The organism is Burkholderia sp. BDU5, from assembly GCF_001522845.1.
Lineage (GTDB): Bacteria > Pseudomonadota > Gammaproteobacteria > Burkholderiales > Burkholderiaceae > Burkholderia > Burkholderia mayonis.
Genome location: NZ_LOWC01000116.1, coordinates 1 through 20,240, shown reverse-complemented (window position 1 = coordinate 20,240; position 20,240 = coordinate 1). Strand labels below are relative to the sequence as shown.

The window sequence follows — 20,240 nt, the reverse complement described above, 5'->3', positions numbered from 1 at the left end:
TTGTCGAGTTACTTCGACTTGGCGCTGATGATCGCATCAGCAACGTTCTTCGGAGCTTCAGCGTAGTGCTTGAACTCCATCGTGTACGTTGCACGACCTTGCGTCAGCGAACGCAGCGACGTCGAGTAGCCGAACATTTCCGACAGCGGCACTTCGGCGCGAACGATCTTGCCGCCGCCGACCATGTCATCCATGCCCTGAATGATGCCGCGACGACCCGACAGATCGCCCATCACGTTGCCCATGAAATCTTCAGGCGTCTCGACTTCCACAGCCATCATCGGCTCGAGCAGAACCGGATCGGCGCGGCGCATTGCTTCCTTGAACGCCATCGAACCAGCCATGCGGAACGCATTTTCGTTCGAGTCGACGTCGTGGTACGAGCCGAAAGTCAGCGTGACCTTGACGTCCACCACCGGGAAGCCTGCCATCACACCGCTCTTCAGGGTTTCCTGAATACCCTTGTCGACCGAAGGAATGAATTCGCGAGGAATCACACCGCCCTTGATCGCATCAACGAATTCATAACCCTTGCCTTGCTCGCTGCGCTCAAGCGTAATCACCGCATGGCCATACTGACCACGGCCGCCCGACTGCTTGACGAACTTGCCTTCCACATCCGCGGCCGACTTGCGAATGGTTTCGCGATATGCCACCTGTGGCTTGCCGACCGTCGCTTCCACGCCGAACTCACGCTTCATCCGGTCAACCAGGATTTCGAGGTGGAGCTCGCCCATGCCCGAAATGATCGTTTGACCGGATTCTTCGTCGGTCTGCACGCGGAACGATGGATCTTCCTGAGCGAGACGGTTGAGCGCCAGGCCCATCTTTTCCTGGTCAGCCTTCGTCTTCGGCTCGACTGCCTGCGAAATCACCGGCTCCGGGAAAATCATGCGTTCGAGCACGATCGGATGTGCCGGATCGCACAGCGTGTCGCCCGTCGTCGCTTCCTTCAGGCCGACCGCCGCGGCGATGTCGCCGGCGCGCACTTCCTTGATTTCTTCGCGCTGGTTCGCGTGCATCTGCAGAATACGGCCGAGACGTTCCTTCTTGTCCTTGGTCGCGTTGAGCAGCGTATCGCCCGAATTCACCACACCCGAATACACGCGGAAGAAGATCAGTTGCCCGACGAACGGGTCGGTCATGATCTTGAACGCGAGCGCCGAGAATTTCTCGTCGTCGGCAGCGCGGCGTTCCGTCTTCTCGCCATTTTCGAGTTCGCCCGTAACCGGCGGAATATCGACCGGCGACGGCAGGAAGTCGATCACGGCGTCGAGCATACGCTGCACGCCCTTGTTCTTGAACGCGGTACCGCACAGCATCGGCTGGATTTCGCAAGCGATCGTGCGATCTCGCAGGCCCTTGACGATTTCCGCCTCGGCCAGCTCGCCCGCCTCGAGATACTTGTTCATCAAGTCTTCGCTCGATTCGGCCGCTGCTTCAACCATCTTCTCGCGCCACTCGTTGCACGTATCGGCGAGTTCAGCCGGGATGTCGACGTAGTCGAACTTCGTGCCTTGGGACGCCTCGTCCCAAATGATCGCCTTCATCTTGATGAGGTCGACGACGCCCTTGAAGGTTTCTTCCGCGCCGATCGGCACCACCACCGGCACCGGGTTCGCCTTCAGACGCGTCTTCAGTTGGTCGTAGACCTTGAAGAAGTTCGCGCCGGTACGGTCCATCTTGTTGACGAACGCAAGACGCGGCACCTTGTACTTGTTCGCCTGGCGCCACACCGTTTCCGACTGCGGCTGCACGCCGCCCACTGCGCAGTAGACCATGCACGCACCGTCGAGGACGCGCATCGAGCGCTCCACTTCGATCGTGAAGTCGACGTGCCCCGGGGTGTCGATGATGTTGATGCGGTGTTCCGGATAGTTGCCGCCCATGCCCTTCCAGAAGGCGGTGGTCGCAGCGGACGTGATCGTGATGCCACGCTCCTGTTCCTGCTCCATCCAGTCCATCGTTGCAGCGCCGTCGTGAACTTCACCGATCTTGTGGTTCACACCGGTGTAAAACAGAATGCGCTCGGTCGTCGTCGTTTTGCCGGCGTCGATGTGAGCGCTAATACCGATGTTGCGGTAGCGCTCGATAGGAGTCTTACGAGCCACTTTGATCCTCTATTGGTTGGCGCGATGCGACCCTTGTCGCAGCACACCTCAACACAAACGGGCGAGGCGCTCGAAAAGCGCACCCGCCCGGAATTTTTCCGCTAACAGCCCAGCCTGGCGCTTAGAAACGGAAGTGCGAGAACGCCCGGTTGGCTTCCGCCATCCGGTGAACTTCGTCGCGCTTCTTCATCGCGCCGCCGCGGCCTTCAGCCGCTTCGGAGAGCTCACCGGCCAGACGCAGCGCCATCGACTTCTCGCTACGCTTCTTCGCAGCCTCGCGCAACCAGCGCATCGCCAATGCCATACGACGCGACGGGCGCACTTCGACCGGAACCTGATAGTTGGCACCACCAACGCGACGGCTCTTCACTTCGACGACCGGCTTCACGTTGTTGAGCGCAACCGTGAACACTTCCAGCGGGTCCTTGCCACCCTTGGTCTGGATTTGTTCGAATGCGCCATAAACGATGCGTTCAGCGACCGACTTCTTGCCGGACAACATCAGCATGTTCATGAACTTGGCTACATCTACGTTGCCGTACTTCGGATCCGGCAACACTTCCCGCTTGGGGACTTCGCGACGACGCGGCATGTTTCTTCCTTTACCTGTTCAGTTGGAGCTCGAAAGCCCCGCGGTCACCAACTAACCCGATCTCATCTGCTCGACTAACCAGCTTGGCCGGGTGACCACTTACTCGACAGCACCGGCAATCCGGCACCACCGCCTTAACCGCCCGGAGGCGATCTCCATTCAGAGGCAGCTTACTTCGCAGCCTTCGCACGCTTCGCGCCGTACTTCGAGCGAGCTTGCTTACGGTCCTTGACGCCCTGCGTATCCAGCGAGCCGCGAACCATGTGGTAACGCACACCCGGCAAGTCCTTCACACGGCCGCCGCGGATCAGCACAACCGAGTGTTCCTGCAGGTTGTGGCCTTCACCGCCGATGTACGAAATCACTTCGAAGCCGTTCGTCAGACGAACCTTGGCGACCTTACGGAGTGCCGAGTTCGGCTTCTTCGGCGTCGTCGTGTACACACGGGTGCACACGCCGCGACGCTGGGGGCAGTCCTGCAAGGCCGGGCTCTTGCTCTTCGTCGTTTCCGACGTGCGGCCTTTGCGAACCAGTTGATTGATGGTTGGCATTGTTTATTCCTGAAATTGACCAAAAACGACACGTCGGCCTCGGGCAAAGCGAAATCCGACGTGCGTGACACTCCGGAACGCGTATGCGACCCAGGGCTAGCGCCCAGGAATCAACCCACCGAGAACCGGAACCCGGCATGATATTCCGAAAATCCCAAGTGAGTCAACAGCTTGCGTGATTTTTGGTGCCAGATGCGGGCGCCGGCGACGCGCGTCAGGCCGCTTCGACGACCTCGAGGATCTCATCGCCGAAGCGGTCGAGCTTGCGCGCGCCGATCCCCGGAATATGGCGCAGATCGTCGATCGACTCCGGCGCGTTGCGGGCGATCTCCGCGAGCGTCGCGTCGTGGAAGATCACGTACGCGGGCACGCCGTCGCTCTTCGCGGTTTCCGCCCGCCACGCGCGCAACCGCTCCCAGCACGCGCGCTCGCGCGGATTCATGCCGGCCGTCGGATCGACGCGTGCGCCGCTGCGGCCCGACGACTGGCGGGTGCGCGCCGGCTTCACGTAGCGACGCAGCGTGACCTTCTCCTCGCCCTTCAGCACCGGCTTGCTCGCCTCGGTCAGCACGAGCGCGCCAAAGCCGCCGTGATCGACGGCGAGGTAGCCGAACGCGACGAGCTGCCGGAAGATCGCGCGCCATTCGGGCTCGGACAGCTCCGCGCCGATGCCGAACGTGCTGAGATTCTCGTGGCCGCGCTGCAGCACCTTCTCGTTGCGCGCGCCGCGCAGCACTTCGATCAGGTGGCTCGCGCCGAAATTGAAGCCGCTCGCGCGCTGCGCCCGAAACACGCACGACAGCGCCATCCGCGCCTCGCGCGTCGCGTCCCACGTCGCCGGCGGCTCCAGACAGGTGTCGCAGTTGCCGCACGGCGCGCTCGTCTCGCCGAAATACGCGAGCAGCCGGACGCGGCGGCACGACGCCGTCTCGCACAGCCCGAGCAACGCATCGAGCTTCGACGTCTGGACGCGCTTGTGCGTGTCGTCGGCGTCCGACTCGTCGATCATCTTGCGCTGCTGGACCACGTCGCCGAGCCCGTACGCCATCCACGCGTTGGCGGGCATGCCGTCGCGACCCGCTCGGCCCGTCTCCTGATAGTAGCCTTCGACGCTCTTCGGCAAATCGAGGTGCGCGACGAAGCGCACGTCCGGCTTGTCGATGCCCATCCCGAACGCGATCGTCGCGCACATGACGACGCCTTCTTCGCGCTGGAACATTTCCTGGTGCCTCTGGCGGATTTCGAATTCCATCCCCGCGTGATACGGCAGCGCGCGAACCCCTTGCGCCTTCAGCCACTCGGCCGTCTCCTCGACCTTGCGGCGCGACAGGCAGTAGACGACGCCCGCGTCGGTCGTGCCGTCCGCATTCGTGTGCTCTGCCCGGATAAAGTCGAGCAGCTGCGCGCGCGCGTTGTCCTTCTCGACGATCCGGTAGCGAATGTTCGGCCGATCGAAGCTCGATACGAAAATCCGCGCGTCGTCGAGCGCGAGCCGCTGGACGATCTCGTCGCGTGTGATCGCGTCGGCGGTCGCCGTCAGCGCGATCCGCGGGACGTCCGGGAAGCGCTCGTGCAGCACCGACAGCTGGATGTATTCGGGCCGGAAGTCGTGCCCCCACTGCGACACGCAGTGCGCCTCGTCGATTGCGAAGAGGCCGATGCGGGCGCGCTCGATCAGATCGAGGAAGCGCGGCGTCATGAGCCGCTCGGGCGCGACGTAGAGCAGATCGATGTCGCCGTCGCGCAGCGCGCGCTCGGTCGCGGCCGCCTCGGCGCCGGAGAGCGTCGAATTCAGATACGCGGCGCGCACGCCGACTTCGGAAAGCGCGGCGACCTGGTCCTGCATCAGCGCGATCAGCGGCGACACGACGATGCCGGCGCCGCGACCCGCCTCGCTGCGCACGAGCGCCGGAATTTGATAACAGAGCGACTTGCCCCCGCCCGTCGGCATCAGCACGAGACAGTCGCCGCCCGCCGCGACGTGCTCGACGATCTCGCCCTGTTGACCTCGGAAGGCGGGATAGCCAAAGACTTCGTTGAGAATTTCGAGCGCGCGGGACATGGATCGAATGGAGGACAGCGAAAAGAGCCGGTGGGCGGAATTTTACCAACGTCCCCGCAATGAAAGGGGAACGGCGTTCGCACGTTGTCCGTTCGGCGGACTCGCCGCCGAACGGTTCGCAAAAAAAAACCGCCCGGTCGAAACCGGGCGGCTTCATCAGCAGACTGGCAAAGCGGCTCGCGCCGCTTCACTTACTCCGCCGGATGCTGCGGCTCTTCGGCAGGCGCTGCCGGCGTGCCGAACTCGAACGCCTCTTCCGCTGCGATCTGGTCGAAACGCTCGCGATCCGACAGTTCCTTCGCCTTGCGCGCCTTGTGGAACGCGAGGCCCGTACCCGCCGGAATCAGACGACCGACGATCACGTTTTCCTTCAGGCCACGCAGATCGTCGCGCTTGCCCATGATCGCGGCTTCGGTCAGCACGCGGGTCGTTTCCTGGAACGATGCCGCGGAGATGAACGAGTCGGTCGACAACGACGCCTTCGTGATACCCAGCAGGATGTTGTCGTACGTCGCCGGACGCTTGTCCTCGGCGATCATGCGATCGTTCTCGTCCAGCATGTCCGAACGCTCGACCTGCTCGCCAGGGATGAAACGCGTATCGCCGTTGTCGACGATCTGCACGCGGCGCAACATCTGACGTACGATCACTTCGATGTGCTTGTCGTTGATCTTCACGCCCTGCAGACGGTACACGTCCTGCACTTCATCGACGATGTAGCGCGACAGCGCCTCGATACCCTGCAGACGCAGGATGTCGTGCGGATCGGCCGGGCCGTCCACGATCATTTCGCCCTTGTTGACGACCTGAGCATCGTGGACCAGCACCTGCTTTTCCTTCGCAATCAGGAACTCGTGCTGGTTGCCCTCGAGATCCGTGATGACGAGACGCTGCTTGCCCTTCGTGTCCTTGCCGAACGACGTCGTACCGGTGACTTCCGCGAGAATGCCCGCATCCTTCGGCGAACGCGCTTCAAACAGCTCGGCGACTCGCGGCAGACCGCCGGTAATGTCACGCGTCTTCTGCGCTTCGGTCGGGATACGCGCGAGCACCTCACCCACCTGCACCTGCTGACCGTCCTTCACGGTGATCAGCGCGCCGACCTGGAAGCCGATCTGCACCGCGTGCTCCGTGCCCGGGATCTTCACTTCTTCGCCGTTCGCGTCGAGCAGCTTCACCTGCGGACGCACGCTCTTCGAAGCTTGCGAACCGCGGCGCTTCACGTCGATCACGACGAGGGTCGACAGGCCGGTCACGTCGTCGATCTGCTTCGCGACCGTCACGCCTTCCTCGACGTTCTCGAATTTCACCGTACCGCCGTACTCGGTGATGATCGGACGCGTCAGCGGATCCCACGTGGCCAACTGCGTACCCGCCTTGATCTGCGCGCCGTCGAGCTGCAGCAGCGTCGCGCCGTACGGCACCTTGTGGCGTTCGCGCTCGCGGCCGATATCGTCCGTGATCATCGCCTCGCCCGAACGCGAGATGACGATCTGCTCGCCCTTCGCGTTCGTGACGTAACGCATCGTCGCCGTGAAGCGCACGGTACCGTTGCTCTTCGCTTCGACCGACGAAGCCACTGCCGCACGCGATGCCGCACCGCCGATGTGGAACGTACGCATCGTCAGCTGCGTGCCCGGCTCACCGATCGACTGCGCCGCGATCACGCCGACCGCTTCGCCGACGTTCACGAGCGAGCCGCGGCCGAGGTCGCGGCCGTAGCACGACGCGCACAGACCGTAGCGCGTTTCGCAGGTCAGCGCCGTGCGCACGCGCACTTCGTCGATGCCGAGGCGCTCGATCTCTTCGACCGCCGTTTCGTCGAGCAGCGTGCCGGATTCGTACAGGGTTTCCTGCGTTTCCGGATTCACGACGTCCGCCACCGCGACGCGGCCGAGGATACGGTCGCGCAGCGCTTCGACGACTTCACCGCCTTCGACGAGCGCCTTCATCGCGACGCCGTTGGACGTACCGCAATCGTCCTCGACGACGACGAGATCCTGCGTCACGTCGACGAGACGACGGGTCAGGTAACCCGAGTTCGCCGTCTTCAGCGCCGTATCAGCCAGACCCTTACGTGCACCGTGGGTCGAGATGAAGTACTGCAACACGTTCAGGCCTTCACGGAAGTTCGCGGTAATCGGCGTCTCGATAATCGAGCCGTCCGGCTTCGCCATCAGGCCGCGCATACCGGCCAGCTGACGAATCTGCACCGCCGAACCCCGGGCGCCCGAGTCGGCCATCATGTAGATCGAGTTGAACGATTCCTGACGCGTTTCGTTGCCGTCGCGGTCCGTCACCGGCTCCGTCGACAGCTGCTCCATCATCGCCTTGCCGACCGCTTCCGACGTCGCCGACCAGATGTCGACCACGTTGTTGTAGCGTTCCTGCGCGGTGACGAGACCCGACATGTACTGGCGGTCGTACTCCTTCACCTTCTTCGCGGCGTCGCCGACGATCGTTTCCTTCTGCGGCGGCACGAGCATGTCGTCGACGCAAATCGAGATGCCGGCGCGCGTCGCGAGACGGAAGCCCGACTGCATCAGCTGGTCGGCAAACACCACCGTCGCGCGCAGACCGCACTTGCGGAACGCGGTGTTGATGAGGCGCGAGATTTCCTTCTTCTTCAGCGGCTTGTTCAGCACCGAGAACGGCAGGCCGGCCGGCAGGATTTCCGACAGGATCGCGCGGCCGACGGTCGTCGCGTACAGTGAGATCTTCGGCACGAACTGCGGCGCGCCTTCCGACGTGTCCTCGTTGCGGACCATTTCGGTGATCCGCACGTTCACGCGCGATGCGAGCTCGACTTCCTTGTTCTCGTACGCGCGGAGCACTTCCGACACGCCGGTGAACGTCAGGCCTTCGCCCTTCGCATTGATCGCTTCGCGGGTCGCGTAGTACAGACCCAGCACGATATCCTGCGACGGCACGATCGACGGATCGCCGTTCGCCGGGAACAGCACGTTGTTCGACGCGAGCATCAGCGTGCGCGCTTCCATCTGCGCTTCGAGCGACAGCGGCACGTGAACGGCCATCTGGTCACCGTCGAAGTCGGCGTTGAACGCCGCGCAGACGAGCGGGTGCAGCTGGATCGCCTTGCCTTCGATCAGCACAGGCTCGAACGCCTGGATGCCGAGACGGTGCAGCGTCGGCGCGCGGTTCAGCATCACCGGGTGCTCGCGGATCACCTCTTCGAGGATGTCCCACACGACTGCCGTCTGGTTCTCGACTTCCTTCTTCGCGGCCTTGATGGTCGTCGCGACGCCCATCACTTCCAGCTTGTTGAAGATGAACGGCTTGAACAGCTCGAGCGCCATCAGCTTCGGCAGACCGCACTGGTGCAGCTTCAGCGTCGGGCCGACCACGATGACCGAACGGCCCGAGTAGTCGACGCGCTTGCCCAGCAGGTTCTGACGGAAGCGGCCGCCCTTGCCCTTGATCATGTCCGCGAGCGACTTCAGCGGACGCTTGTTCGCGCCCGTCATCGCCTTGCCGCGGCGGCCGTTGTCGAGCAGCGAGTCGACGGCTTCCTGCAGCATCCGCTTTTCGTTGCGGACGATGATTTCCGGCGCCTTCAGCTCGAGCAGACGCTTCAACCGGTTGTTACGGTTGATCACGCGGCGATACAGGTCGTTCAGGTCCGACGTCGCGAAACGGCCGCCGTCCAGCGGCACGAGCGGACGCAGTTCCGGCGGCAGCACCGGCAGCACTTCGAGGATCATCCACTCGGGCTTGATGCCCGAGCGCTGGAACGCCTCGAGGACCTTCAGGCGCTTCGCGTACTTCTTGATCTTCGCTTCCGAGCCGGTGTTCTTCAGCTCGGTGCGCAGCGTCTCGACCTGCTCGTCGATGTTGATCGCGCGCAACAGTTCACGTACGCCTTCCGCGCCCATCTCGGCGCGGAATTCGTCACCGTATTCCTCGACCTTGTTGTAGTAATCCTCTTCGGTCATGATCTGACGCGCCTTCAGCGGCGTCATGCCCGGATCGATCACCACGTATGCTTCGAAGTACAGCACACGCTCGATGTCGCGCAGCGTCATGTCGAGCACCATGCCCAGGCGCGACGGCAGCGACTTCAGGAACCAGATGTGCGCGACCGGCGAGGCCAGCTCGATGTGGCCCATCCGTTCACGACGCACCTTCGCGAGCGTTACTTCGACGCCGCACTTCTCGCAGATCACGCCGCGGTGCTTCAGGCGCTTGTACTTGCCGCACAAGCACTCGTAGTCCTTGATCGGGCCGAAGATCTTCGCGCAGAACAGACCATCGCGCTCCGGCTTGAACGTACGGTAGTTGATCGTTTCGGGCTTCTTCACTTCGCCGAACGACCACGAACGGATCTTGTCCGGCGAAGCCAGACCGATCTTGATCGCGTCGAAAACTTCTTCCTGTTGGACTTGCTTGAATAGATCGAGCAGAGCTTTCATTGCCTTCTCTCCGTAGTCCGATTAATTGCGGTCGAGATCGATGTCGATACCGAGCGAGCGGATTTCCTTCACGAGCACGTTGAAGGATTCCGGCATGCCTGCATCGATCACGTGATCGCCCTTGACCAGGTTCTCATAAACCTTGGTCCGGCCGGTCACGTCGTCCGACTTCACCGTCAGCATTTCCTGCAGCACGTACGATGCGCCATACGCTTCGAGCGCCCACACTTCCATTTCACCGAAACGCTGGCCGCCGAATTGCGCCTTGCCGCCCAGCGGCTGCTGCGTGACGAGCGAGTACGGGCCCGTCGAACGCGCGTGCATCTTGTCGTCGACCAAGTGGTGCAGCTTCAGGTAGTGCATGTAACCGAGCGTCACGCGACGCTCAAACATCTCGCCCGTGCGACCGTCGTACAGACGAACCTGGTTCTTCGACGGGTTCATACCGAGCTGTTCGGCGATGTCGTCCGGGAATGCCAGGTCGAGCATCTTCGACATTTCTTCTTCGGTCGCACCGTCGAACACCGGTGTCGCGAACGGCACGCCTTCGCGCAGGTTCTTCGCCAGTTCGAGGATCTCGTCGTCGCTGAAGCTTTCCAGATCTTCCGCGCGGCCCGACTCGTTGTAGATCTTCGTCAGGAACACGCGCAGTTCCTCGATCTTCGTCTGACGCGCCAGCATTTCGCCGATACGCCAGCCGAGGCCTTTCGCGGCCCAGCCGAGGTGCACTTCCAGAACCTGACCCACGTTCATCCGCGACGGCACGCCGAGCGGGTTCAGCACGACATCTGCCGGACGACCGTCGGCCATGTACGGCATGTCTTCGATCGGAACGATCTTCGACACGACACCCTTGTTACCGTGACGGCCTGCCATCTTGTCGCCGGGCTGCAGACGGCGCTTCACCGCGAGATACACCTTGACCATCTTCAGCACGCCCGGCGGCAGTTCGTCGCCTTGCGTGAGCTTCTTGCGCTTCTCTTCGAACGCGAGGTCGAACTGGTGACGCTTCTCTTCGATCGAGTTCTTGATCGCTTCGAGCTGCGCGGCCGCTTCGTCGTCCGCGAGGCGGATGTCGAACCAATGGTAGTGGTCGAGATCTTCCAGGTAAGCCTGGTCGATCTTCGTGCCCTTCGCGAGCTTCTTCGGACCGCCGTTCGCGACCTTGCCGACGAGCATGCGCGCGAGACGCTGGAACGCGTCGCCTTCCACGATGCGCAACTGATCGTTCAGGTCGAGACGATAGCGCTTCAGTTCATCGTCGATGATCTGCTGCGCACGCTTGTCGCGCTGGATGCCTTCACGCGTGAAGACCTGGACGTCGATCACGGTGCCGCTCATGCCCGACGGCACGCGCAGCGACGTGTCCTTCACGTCCGACGCCTTCTCGCCGAAGATCGCGCGCAACAGCTTCTCTTCCGGCGTGAGCTGGGTTTCGCCCTTCGGCGTCACCTTGCCGACCAGCACGTCGCCCGCTTCGACTTCCGCACCGATGTAGACGATGCCCGATTCGTCGAGACGGCCGAGCTGGACTTCCGCCAGGTTCGAGATGTCGCGCGTGATTTCTTCCGGCCCGAGCTTCGTGTCGCGTGCAACGACGTTCAGCTCTTCGATGTGGATCGACGTGTAGCGATCGTCGGCCACGACCTTCTCCGAGATCAGGATCGAATCCTCGAAGTTGTAGCCGTTCCACGGCATGAACGCGATCAGCATGTTCTGGCCGAGCGCGAGCTCGCCCAGATCCGTCGATGCGCCGTCGGCCAGCACGTCGCCGCGCGCAACCTTGTCGCCCATCTTCACGATCGGACGCTGATTGATGTTCGTGTTCTGGTTCGAACGCGTGTACTTGATCAGGTTGTAGATGTCGACGCCGACTTCACCCGCAACCGCTTCGTCGTCGTTCACGCGAATCACGATACGGCCCGCGTCCACATAATCGACGACGCCGCCGCGCAGCGCCTGCACCGTCGTACCCGAGTCGACCGCCACAGTGCGCTCGATGCCGGTACCGACGACGGGCTTCTCGGGACGCAGACACGGCACGGCCTGACGCTGCATGTTCGAGCCCATCAGTGCGCGGTTCGCGTCATCGTGCTCGAGGAACGGAATCAGCGAAGCCGCAACCGACACGATCTGCGACGGCGCCACGTCCATATACTGGATGCGATCCGGCGTGACCATCATCGTTTCGCCGGCTTCGCGCGACGACACCAGTTCGTCGACCAGCTGACCGTTGTCGTCGATCGCCGCGTTCGCCTGCGCGATCATGTAGCGGCCTTCTTCGATCGCCGACAGATAGTCGATCTGATCGGTCACCTTGCTGTCGGCGACCTTGCGGTACGGCGTCTCGAGGAAGCCATACTCGTTCAGGTGCGCGTACAGGGCGAGCGAGTTGATGAGGCCGATGTTCGGACCTTCCGGCGTTTCGATCGGGCACACGCGGCCATAGTGGGTCGGGTGCACGTCGCGGACTTCGAAGCCCGCGCGCTCGCGCGTCAGACCGCCCGGGCCCAGTGCGGAAACGCGGCGCTTGTGCGTGATTTCCGACAGCGGGTTGGTCTGGTCCATGAACTGCGACAGCTGCGACGAACCGAAGAACTCGCGGATCGCCGACGAGATCGGCTTCGAGTTGATCAGGTCGTGCGGCATCAGGTTTTCGCTTTCGGCCTGGCCGAGGCGTTCCTTGACCGCGCGCTCGACGCGCACGAGCCCCGCGCGGAACTGGTTCTCCGCCAGTTCGCCGACGCAGCGCACGCGACGGTTGCCGAGGTGGTCGATGTCGTCGACTTCGCCCTTGCCGTTGCGCAGTTCGACGAGGATCTTGATCGTCGCGAGGATGTCGTCGTCCTGCAGCGTCATCGGGCCAGTGATTTCGTCACGGCCGACGCGGCGGTTGAACTTCATGCGGCCGACCTTCGACAGGTCGTATGCGTCTTCGCTGTAGAACAGACGATTGAATAGCGCCTCGACGGCTTCTTCCGTCGGCGGCTCGCCCGGACGCATCATCCGGTAGATCGCGATGCGCGCGGCCGTCTTGTCGACGGTTTCGTCGACGCGCAGCGTCGACGAGATGTACGGACCCTGGTCCAGATCGTTTGTGTAGAGCGTCTGGATTTCCTTGATCTTCGCTTCGCGCAGCTTCTCGAGCACGCCTTCCGTGATCTCGTCGTTCGCGTTCGCGATCACTTCGCCCGTGTCGCCATCGACGACGTTCTTCGCCAGCACGCGGCCGAGCAGATAGTCTTCGGGCACCGAGATGTACTTGGTCTTCGCGGCTTCGAGATCGCGAATGTGCTTCGCGTTGATCCGCTTGTCCTTCTGGACGATGACCTTGCCTTCGCGATCGGTGATGTCGAAGCGCGCGACTTCGCCGCGCAGGCGCTCGGGCACGAACTCCATCTGCGCGCCTTCGTCCATCAGCGTGAAGTTGTCGAAGACGAAGAAGTTCGCGAGGATCTGTTCCGGCGTGAGGCCGATCGCCTTCAGCAGGATCGTGACCGGCATCTTGCGACGACGGTCGACGCGGAAGTACAGCACGTCCTTCGGATCGAATTCGAAGTCGAGCCAAGAGCCGCGGTACGGAATGATCCGCGCGGAGAACAGCAGCTTGCCCGAGCTGTGCGTCTTGCCCTTGTCGTGTTCGAAGAACACGCCGGGCGAACGGTGCAGCTGCGACACGATCACGCGCTCGGTGCCGTTGATGACGAACGAGCCGGTCGGCGTCATGAGCGGAATTTCGCCCATGTACACTTCCTGTTCCTTGACTTCCTTGACGACGGGCTTGCTCGGCGACTCCTTGTCGAGGAGCACGAGGCGCACCTTCGCGCGCAGCGCCGAGCAATAAGTCAGGCCGCGCTGCTGGCATTCCTTGATGTTGAACGCCGGCGACGATAACGCATAGCTCACGAACTCGAGACGAGCGAAGCCGTTATGCGAGACGATGGGAAACACCGACGTGAAGGCGGCCTGCAACCCTTCGGACTTGCGTTGCGCTGTGAGCACATCGGCTTGCAGAAATGTGCTGAATGATTCAAGCTGGGTGGCCAGCAGGAAAGGCACTTGGTGAACGATGGAACGCTTCGCGAAACTCTTGCGAATGCGCTTCTTCTCGGTGAAGGAATATTGCATACGATCTCCGAATCACGACGGGCGCTATCGAGGCGGGATACCTTGACGTGTCAAACCCGAGTGTTCACCGACTGAGACCCGATGGCCGTCCGACGGCACGAGCCGAGAAGCTTGGTGGTTGGCCGCTACCAACCGCTGGCTGACGGCAGCGGATGCCTGTGTTGCCCGCTGCCCGACCAAACTTGCCTTCTGCAGTCGCTTCAGAAGACAAAGAAAATCGCCGATCGATGGTGGATGGGCGTTTTTCTTTGGCTTCTAGGGGTGCTCGTCCGACTCTCTTCAAAGAGTGTCAAAACACCGCTCCCACAAAGCACAAAAAGGCCGGCGGTGAAAAACCGCCAGCCTTCGCACAGCGCGTCGAAACTTACTTGATTTCGACCTTCGCGCCAGCTTCTTCCAGCTTCTTCTTCGCATCGTCAGCAGCGGCCTTGTCCACGCCTTCCTTGACGGGCTTCGGTGCGCCGTCGACGAGGTCCTTCGCTTCCTTCAGGCCCAGGCCCGTGAGTTCGCGAACGGCCTTGATGACGGAAACCTTGTTGGCGCCGGTTTCAGCCAGAACGACCGTGAATTCGGTCTTCTCTTCAGCAGCAGCAGCAGCGCCGCCGGCGGCCGGGCCAGCAACTGCGACAGCAGCAGCCGACACGCCAAACTTCTCTTCGAACGCCTTGACCAGCTCGTTCAGTTCCAGAACGGTCATCCCTTCGACTGCTGCCAGGATGTCTTCTTTTGCGATTGCCATTTGAAATACTCCTAAATTGAATTCGGATACAGCCAGCGATCTGTTGTGCCCGGATGCGTCCGCTTATGCAGCTTCGGCCTGCTTCTTCTCCGCCAGCGCAGCCAGAGCGCGCGCAAAGCCGGAAACAGGCGCCTGCATGACGAACAGCAGCTTCGAGAGCAGTTCTTCGCGGCTCGGGATGCTGGCCAGCGCTTGCACGCCGGCCTTGTCCATCACCTTGCCATCGAACGAACCGGCCTTGATGACCAACTTGTCATTGCTCTTGCTGAAGTCGTTGACGATCTTCGCAGCAGCAATGGCATCTTCCGAGATGCCGTAGATCAGGGGGCCAGTCATCTGCTCCGCCAGCGGAGCAAACGGCGTACCTTCGACGGCGCGGCGCGCCAGCGTGTTCTTCAACACGCGCAGGTAAACCTGTTGCTCGCGCGCTTTCGCGCGCAGCGTGGTCAGATCGCCAACCGTAATCCCACGATACTCAGCCAGCACAACGGTCTGGGCCTTCGCAACTTGCGCGGCGACCTCAGCAACGACGGCTTGCTTGTCTTCTCTATTAAGCGGCACGGTTAGCCTCCAGAATCGATACGCTCCGCATGACGCGTCGCGTACCTCGTTCAACAACGGCGTCCGACTCGTTAGGAGTATTTCCGCCGAAGATCGTCGATCGCTCGTCGACCTTCCGCTTCACCACTGCAAAACATTTTCGGGTTCGCCATCTGCGTTGGCTTGCATTAAGGGATCGCCCGGCTGCAGCTTTCCCACCAACGGTCTTTGATAACCGGCCGTCCGACGATGCTGCATCGAACGACCGCCCAAAGCCCTTTTGAGCCGCTTCTCGCGGAAGCGGCCCGAATACTTCGCTTACTGCGCGGCCAGCGAGCCCTGGTCGACGCGAACGCCGATGCCCATCGTGCTCGACAGCGCGATCTTGCGCAGGTACACGCCCTTGCTCGTCGCCGGCTTCGCCTTCTGCAGCGCTTCGATCAGCGCCGACAGGTTCGTGCGCAGCGCGGTCGGCTCGAATGATGCACGGCCGATCGTTGCGTGGATGATGCCCGCCTTGTCGACACGGAATTGCACCTGGCCTGCCTTCGCATTCTTCACTGCGGTCGCGACGTCCGGCGTGACCGTACCGACCTTCGGGTTCGGCATCAAGCCGCGCGGACCGAGGATCTGACCCAGCGTACCGACGATACGCATCGTGTCCGGCGAAGCAATCACGATGTCGAAGTCCATTTGACCGGCCTTGATCTGCTCAGCCAAATCTTCCATACCGACCACTTCGGCGCCTGCAGCGCGCGCTTGCTCGGCTTTCTCGCCTTGCGCGAACACGGCGACACGGACCGACTTGCCGGTACCGGCCGGCAGCACGACCGAACCACGAACGACCTGGTCCGACTTCTTCGCATCAATGCCGAGCTGAACCGCGACGTCGATCGACTCGTTGAACTTCGCGCTCGCGCATTCCTTCACGAGAGCCAAAGCCTCGTCGATCGCGTACAACTTCTGACGGTCGACCTTAGCGGCAAATGCCTGACGGCGCTTCGAGATCTTGGCCATTTACACGCCCTCCACAGTGATGCCCATCGAGCGTGCGCTACCAGCGATGGTGCGAACGGCCGCGTCGAGATCAGCTGCCGTAAGATCCGGCATCTTGGTCTTGGCGATTTCTTCCGCTTGCGCGCGGGTGATCTTGCCGACCTTGTCGGTGTGGGGCTTGCTCGAACCCTTGTCGACCTTCGCCGCCTTTTTGATCAGGACCGTCGCGGGCGGGGTCTTCATCACGAACGTGAAGCTCTTGTCCGCGTATGCCGTGATGACGACCGGCACCGGCAGGCCCGGCTCCATGCCTTGAGTCTGAGCGTTGAACGCCTTGCAGAACTCCATGATGTTCAGGCCGCGCTGGCCCAGTGCCGGACCGACCGGCGGCGACGGGTTGGCTTTACCTGCAGGGATCTGCAGCTTGATAAAGCCGATAATCTTCTTTGCCATTTGAAAACCTCGTTGGAACGCATGAAAGCGTCCGGTGAGTGATAACGCGGGTTCGTCCTGCGACTACTTGCGCTCCTCAACGACCATTAGCGCGGGCCGTAAGCGCGAAGGTGGGCAGCTCCCAGAGCTGCCCACCTGAAATTTGCTCAAACCTTTTCGACCTGGCCAAACTCCAATTCAACCGGCGTTGCGCGACCGAAAATGGTGACCGACACGCGAACTCTCGATTTTTCGTAGTTCACTTCTTCGACCGTGCCGTTGAAGTCCGTGAACGGACCTTCCTTCACGCGCACCATCTCGCCGACTTCGAACAGGGTCTTCGGGCGCGGCTTCTCCACGCCTTCCTGCATCTGCGACATGATCTTTTCGACTTCCCGCGGGGAAATCGGACTCGGGCGATTGCGCGCCCCACCGACGAAACCGGTGACCTTCGCGGTGTTTTTCACGAGGTGCCACGTTTCGTCCGTCATTTCCATTTCCACCAGCACGTAGCCGGGGAAGAAACGACGCTCGGTCACCGCCTTGTGACCGCCTTTGACCTCAACCACTTCCTCGGTCGGAACCAAGATCTGGCCGAACTTGTCCTGCATGCCGGCACGCTCGATGCGCTCTTGAAGCGCACGTTGCACGCTCTTCTCCATACCGGAGTAGGCGTGCACGACGTACCAACGTTTTCCGCTCGGGGATGCCGGAGTATCGCTCATATCATTTCCAACCCAGAATCACCGAGAAAATCACCCATTCGATGGATTTATCGCTTATCCAAAGAAGGAGAGCCATGACCAGCACAAAACCGAAAACGACAAGCGTGGTTTGCGTGGCTTCCTTGCGCGTGGGCCAAACGACTTTACGCACTTCGCGATACGAATCCTTCGCAAAAGCAACGAAGCTCTTGCCCGGAAGCGATATCAACGCAACGCCCACACCGGCGATCACTCCCACTGCCAGAGCAGCGCCGCGGATATACCACTCCTTGCCATCCAGCAAGAAGAAGCCCGCGAATCCGGCCAAGACCAACAATACACCCAGGGCCAGCATCAGCTTATCGCCGGAGGTATTTACAGTTTCGACGGAAGGATTCGCCATAACACTCTAAAACAAACGCCACGCAAAAGAACGTGGCTTATGTGGCAGGGGCAGAGGGAATCGAACCCCCAACCTTCGGTTTTGGAGACCGACGCTCTGCCAGTTGAGCTATACCCCTAGACCATGTTGGGACCGGCTGACACCGCCCCCTAAACTGTCGATCAACAAGTAACTGGCTTACTCGATGATCTTGGCGACGACGCCGGCGCCGACGGTACGGCCACCTTCGCGGATCGCGAAGCGCAGACCTTCTTCCATCGCGATCGGCGCAATCAGCTTCACCGTGATCGACACGTTGTCGCCCGGCATCACCATTTCCTTGTCCTTCGGCAGCTCGATCGAGCCCGTCACGTCCGTCGTACGGAAGTAGAACTGCGGGCGGTAGTTGTTGAAGAACGGCGTGTGACGACCACCTTCGTCCTTCGACAGCACGTACACTTCAGCCGTGAAGTGCGTGTGCGGCGTGATCGAACCCGGCTTCGCCAGAACCTGGCCGCGCTCCACGTCTTCACGCTTCGTGCCGCGCAGCAGGATACCGACGTTGTCGCCTGCCTGCCCCTGGTCCAGCAGCTTGCGGAACATTTCCACGCCCGTGCAGGTCGTCTTCACCGTCGGCTTGATACCGACGATTTCGATTTCCTCACCAACCTTGATCACGCCGCGCTCGACACGACCCGTCACCACCGTACCGCGGCCCGAGATCGAGAACACGTCTTCCACCGGCATCAGGAACGCACCATCGACCGCGCGCTCCGGCGTCGGGATGTACGTGTCCAGCGCGTCCGCCAGGTTCATGATCGCCACTTCGCCCAGCTCGCCCGTGTCGCCTTCCAGCGCCAGCTTCGCCGAACCCTTGATGATCGGCGTGTCGTCGCCCGGGAAGTCGTACTTCGACAGCAGTTCGCGCACTTCCATCTCGACCAGCTCGAGCAGTTCCGCGTCGTCCACCATGTCGCACTTGTTCAGGAACACGATGATGTACGGAACGCCAACCTGACGCGCCAGCAGAATGTGCTCACGCGTTTGCGGCATCGGACCATCTGCCGCCGAGCACACCAGGATCGCGCCGTCCATCTGCGCCGCGCCCGTGATCATGTTCTTCACGTAGTCAGCGTGGCCCGGGCAGTCGACGTGCGCGTAGTGGCGGTTCGCCGTCTCGTATTCCACGTGCGCCGTGTTGATCGTGATGCCGCGCGCCTTTTCTTCCGGCGCCGCGTCGATCTGGTCGTATGCCTTCGCTTCGCCGCCGAACTTCTTCGTCAGCACCGTCGTGATCGCCGCCGTCAGCGTCGTCTTGCCGTGGTCAACGTGACCAATCGTACCAACGTTCACGTGCGGCTTGGTCCGCTCAAACTTTTCCTTGGCCATTTTCAACTCCCGAAAGGAATTTCACATGTTGCGCCGCGCGCAAACAGACACCGACTACTTCACTGGTGCCCATGGGCAGGATCGAACTGCCGACCTCTCCCTTACCAAGGGAGTGCTCTACCACTGAGCCACATGGGCGCTTTACGCTTCAACTGCTTGAACTGGAGCGGGTGAAGGGAATCGAACCCTCGTCGTAAGCTTGGAAGGCTTCTGCTCTACCATTGAGCTACACCCGCAAGGATCAGCAACGATTCCCTATACCGCTCTGTGCTTATGTCTTGGTGGAGGAGGTTGGATTCGAACCAACGTAGGCGTAAGCCAACAGATTTACAGTCTGCCCCCTTTAGCCACTCGGGCACCCCTCCGTAGAGAACTGACGATTATGGGAGCACATCGAATTCGTGTCAAGCGCTTCGTTGAGATTATTTGCACCTTCTTCGAGCGCGCCGATGTCGTCCGACCTGTGCCGCCGCTTTTCGGTTGCCGTCGCATCGGCAACGGGGCTGTCTATGCGCGCTACTGAACCGAACGAGAACGTCTGGTACCGCCTTTCGTCGCTTCCGCTCGCCCAGCAAGAAACGCGCCGGGAAACGGAAGACCTGAATCATACGGTGTTGGAAGAGTGCCGCCAAGTGCCGGCCTTATCCAACGGCAAAGGAGTCTGAGCGGGGTTTTGGGGGCCGATCATTGCAGGATGGTGATCGATATGGATACAGCTGTCGTAAGCGATCATTGATCGACGCCCTGTTCCTGCGAGGCTGGACGGGCGACGATTGTGTCCACTTGAACGAGGAGGTGGACGCAATGACAGAGCACAGCGACGATCTGAGGTCACGCCTGGTGACGGGCTTCGAACGCGACGGGCGGCGCCGGCGTTTTGATCCGCAGGCCAAGCTTGAATTGGTCCAGGCATGTATGCAACCGGGCGTATCGGTCGCGAGGATAGCGCTGGAGCACGCGGTGAACGCCAACCTGCTACGCAAGTGGATCAGGGACTGGGGGTGACCAGGAAGTGACCGTGGTGGCCCACATGAGCTGGGCATTTCTGAACAGACGCTTCGCAACTGGGTGAAGGCTGAGGCGTCACTACCCCCGCCGACCGGCCAAGCTAGTCGGCCCTGAACAATTCGTTTTGTCGCGCAGATGAAGCTACGCCGCCGACGGCGCAGCGGCTCGGAAGCTGA

Annotated in this window: 15 protein-coding genes and 4 tRNA genes; 2 read left to right on the top strand and 17 right to left on the bottom strand. The window is 61.6% G+C overall.

Features of this window, described 5'->3' with window-relative positions; translation table 11 throughout:
- Positions 1-8: 8 nt before the first annotated feature.
- The 17 genes from fusA to WS69_RS18485 all read right to left on the bottom strand — a co-directional run bounded on the left by fusA (position 9) and on the right by WS69_RS18485 (position 19,421).
- Positions 9-2,111 (bottom strand): elongation factor G, encoded by a 2,103-nt coding sequence (fusA, locus tag WS69_RS18565; protein WP_059472181.1) that lies wholly within the window; start codon positions 2,109-2,111, stop codon positions 9-11.
- 121 nt (positions 2,112-2,232) lie between these two features.
- Entirely contained in the window at positions 2,233-2,703 is a 471-nt protein-coding gene (gene rpsG, locus WS69_RS18560) for a 30S ribosomal protein S7 (RefSeq protein WP_004198359.1), read from the bottom strand.
- 170 nt (positions 2,704-2,873) lie between these two features.
- Entirely contained in the window at positions 2,874-3,254 is a 381-nt protein-coding gene (rpsL, locus tag WS69_RS18555) for a 30S ribosomal protein S12 (protein ID WP_010106973.1), read from the bottom strand.
- Between the two features lie 214 nt (positions 3,255-3,468).
- The gene (gene recQ, locus WS69_RS18550; protein WP_059472180.1) at positions 3,469-5,316 is read right to left on the bottom strand and encodes a DNA helicase RecQ; all 1,848 of its coding nucleotides are present in this window, start codon (positions 5,314-5,316) and stop codon (positions 3,469-3,471) included.
- Positions 5,317-5,507: 191 nt separating this feature from the next.
- Positions 5,508-9,746 carry a DNA-directed RNA polymerase subunit beta' gene (gene rpoC, locus WS69_RS18545; RefSeq protein ID WP_059472179.1) on the bottom strand — a complete coding sequence of 1,413 codons (4,239 nt, stop codon included), beginning with the start codon at positions 9,744-9,746 and terminating at the stop codon, positions 5,508-5,510.
- 21 nt (positions 9,747-9,767) lie between these two features.
- Positions 9,768-13,874, bottom strand: a complete 4,107-nt coding sequence (gene rpoB, locus WS69_RS18540) for a DNA-directed RNA polymerase subunit beta (protein WP_059472178.1) — start codon at positions 13,872-13,874, stop codon at positions 9,768-9,770.
- Positions 13,875-14,238: 364 nt separating this feature from the next.
- Positions 14,239-14,613, bottom strand: a complete 375-nt coding sequence (gene rplL / locus WS69_RS18535; RefSeq protein ID WP_038754735.1) for a 50S ribosomal protein L7/L12 — start codon at positions 14,611-14,613, stop codon at positions 14,239-14,241.
- A 63-nt stretch (positions 14,614-14,676) separates the two neighbouring features.
- Complete coding sequence (rplJ, locus tag WS69_RS18530) at positions 14,677-15,174, bottom strand: 50S ribosomal protein L10 (protein WP_059472177.1); 498 nt, start codon at positions 15,172-15,174, stop codon at positions 14,677-14,679.
- 297 nt (positions 15,175-15,471) lie between these two features.
- Positions 15,472-16,170, bottom strand: a complete 699-nt coding sequence (gene rplA, locus WS69_RS18525) for a 50S ribosomal protein L1 (RefSeq protein ID WP_059472176.1) — start codon at positions 16,168-16,170, stop codon at positions 15,472-15,474.
- Positions 16,171-16,602, bottom strand: coding sequence for a 50S ribosomal protein L11 (gene rplK, locus WS69_RS18520; RefSeq protein WP_059472175.1), 432 nt, complete (start codon positions 16,600-16,602; stop codon positions 16,171-16,173).
- 146 nt (positions 16,603-16,748) lie between these two features.
- Positions 16,749-17,306 (bottom strand): transcription termination/antitermination protein NusG, encoded by a 558-nt coding sequence (nusG, locus tag WS69_RS18515; RefSeq protein WP_004525645.1) that lies wholly within the window; start codon positions 17,304-17,306, stop codon positions 16,749-16,751.
- Between the two features lies 1 nt (position 17,307).
- Positions 17,308-17,688, bottom strand: coding sequence for a preprotein translocase subunit SecE (gene secE, locus WS69_RS18510; protein WP_059472174.1), 381 nt, complete (start codon positions 17,686-17,688; stop codon positions 17,308-17,310).
- 42 nt (positions 17,689-17,730) lie between these two features.
- A tRNA-Trp gene (locus WS69_RS18505) sits at positions 17,731-17,806 on the bottom strand.
- Positions 17,807-17,865: 59 nt separating this feature from the next.
- Positions 17,866-19,056: an elongation factor Tu gene (gene tuf, locus WS69_RS18500; RefSeq protein ID WP_038802783.1), complete on the bottom strand. Its 1,191-nt coding sequence runs from the start codon at positions 19,054-19,056 to the stop codon at positions 17,866-17,868.
- Between the two features lie 63 nt (positions 19,057-19,119).
- Positions 19,120-19,194: transfer RNA gene (locus tag WS69_RS18495), tRNA-Thr, on the bottom strand.
- A gap of 24 nt (positions 19,195-19,218) precedes the next feature.
- Positions 19,219-19,292, bottom strand: a tRNA-Gly gene (locus WS69_RS18490).
- 43 nt (positions 19,293-19,335) lie between these two features.
- Positions 19,336-19,421 (bottom strand) — tRNA-Tyr (locus WS69_RS18485).
- An 84-nt stretch (positions 19,422-19,505) separates the two neighbouring features.
- Here WS69_RS18485 and WS69_RS33505 point away from each other — a divergent pair.
- Positions 19,506-19,721, top strand: coding sequence for a hypothetical protein (locus WS69_RS33505; RefSeq protein WP_156438233.1), 216 nt, complete (start codon positions 19,506-19,508; stop codon positions 19,719-19,721).
- A gap of 67 nt (positions 19,722-19,788) precedes the next feature.
- Positions 19,789-20,061 carry a transposase gene (locus tag WS69_RS18480; protein ID WP_442854912.1) on the top strand — a complete coding sequence of 91 codons (273 nt, stop codon included), beginning with the start codon at positions 19,789-19,791 and terminating at the stop codon, positions 20,059-20,061.
- Positions 20,062-20,240: the final 179 nt, after the last annotated feature.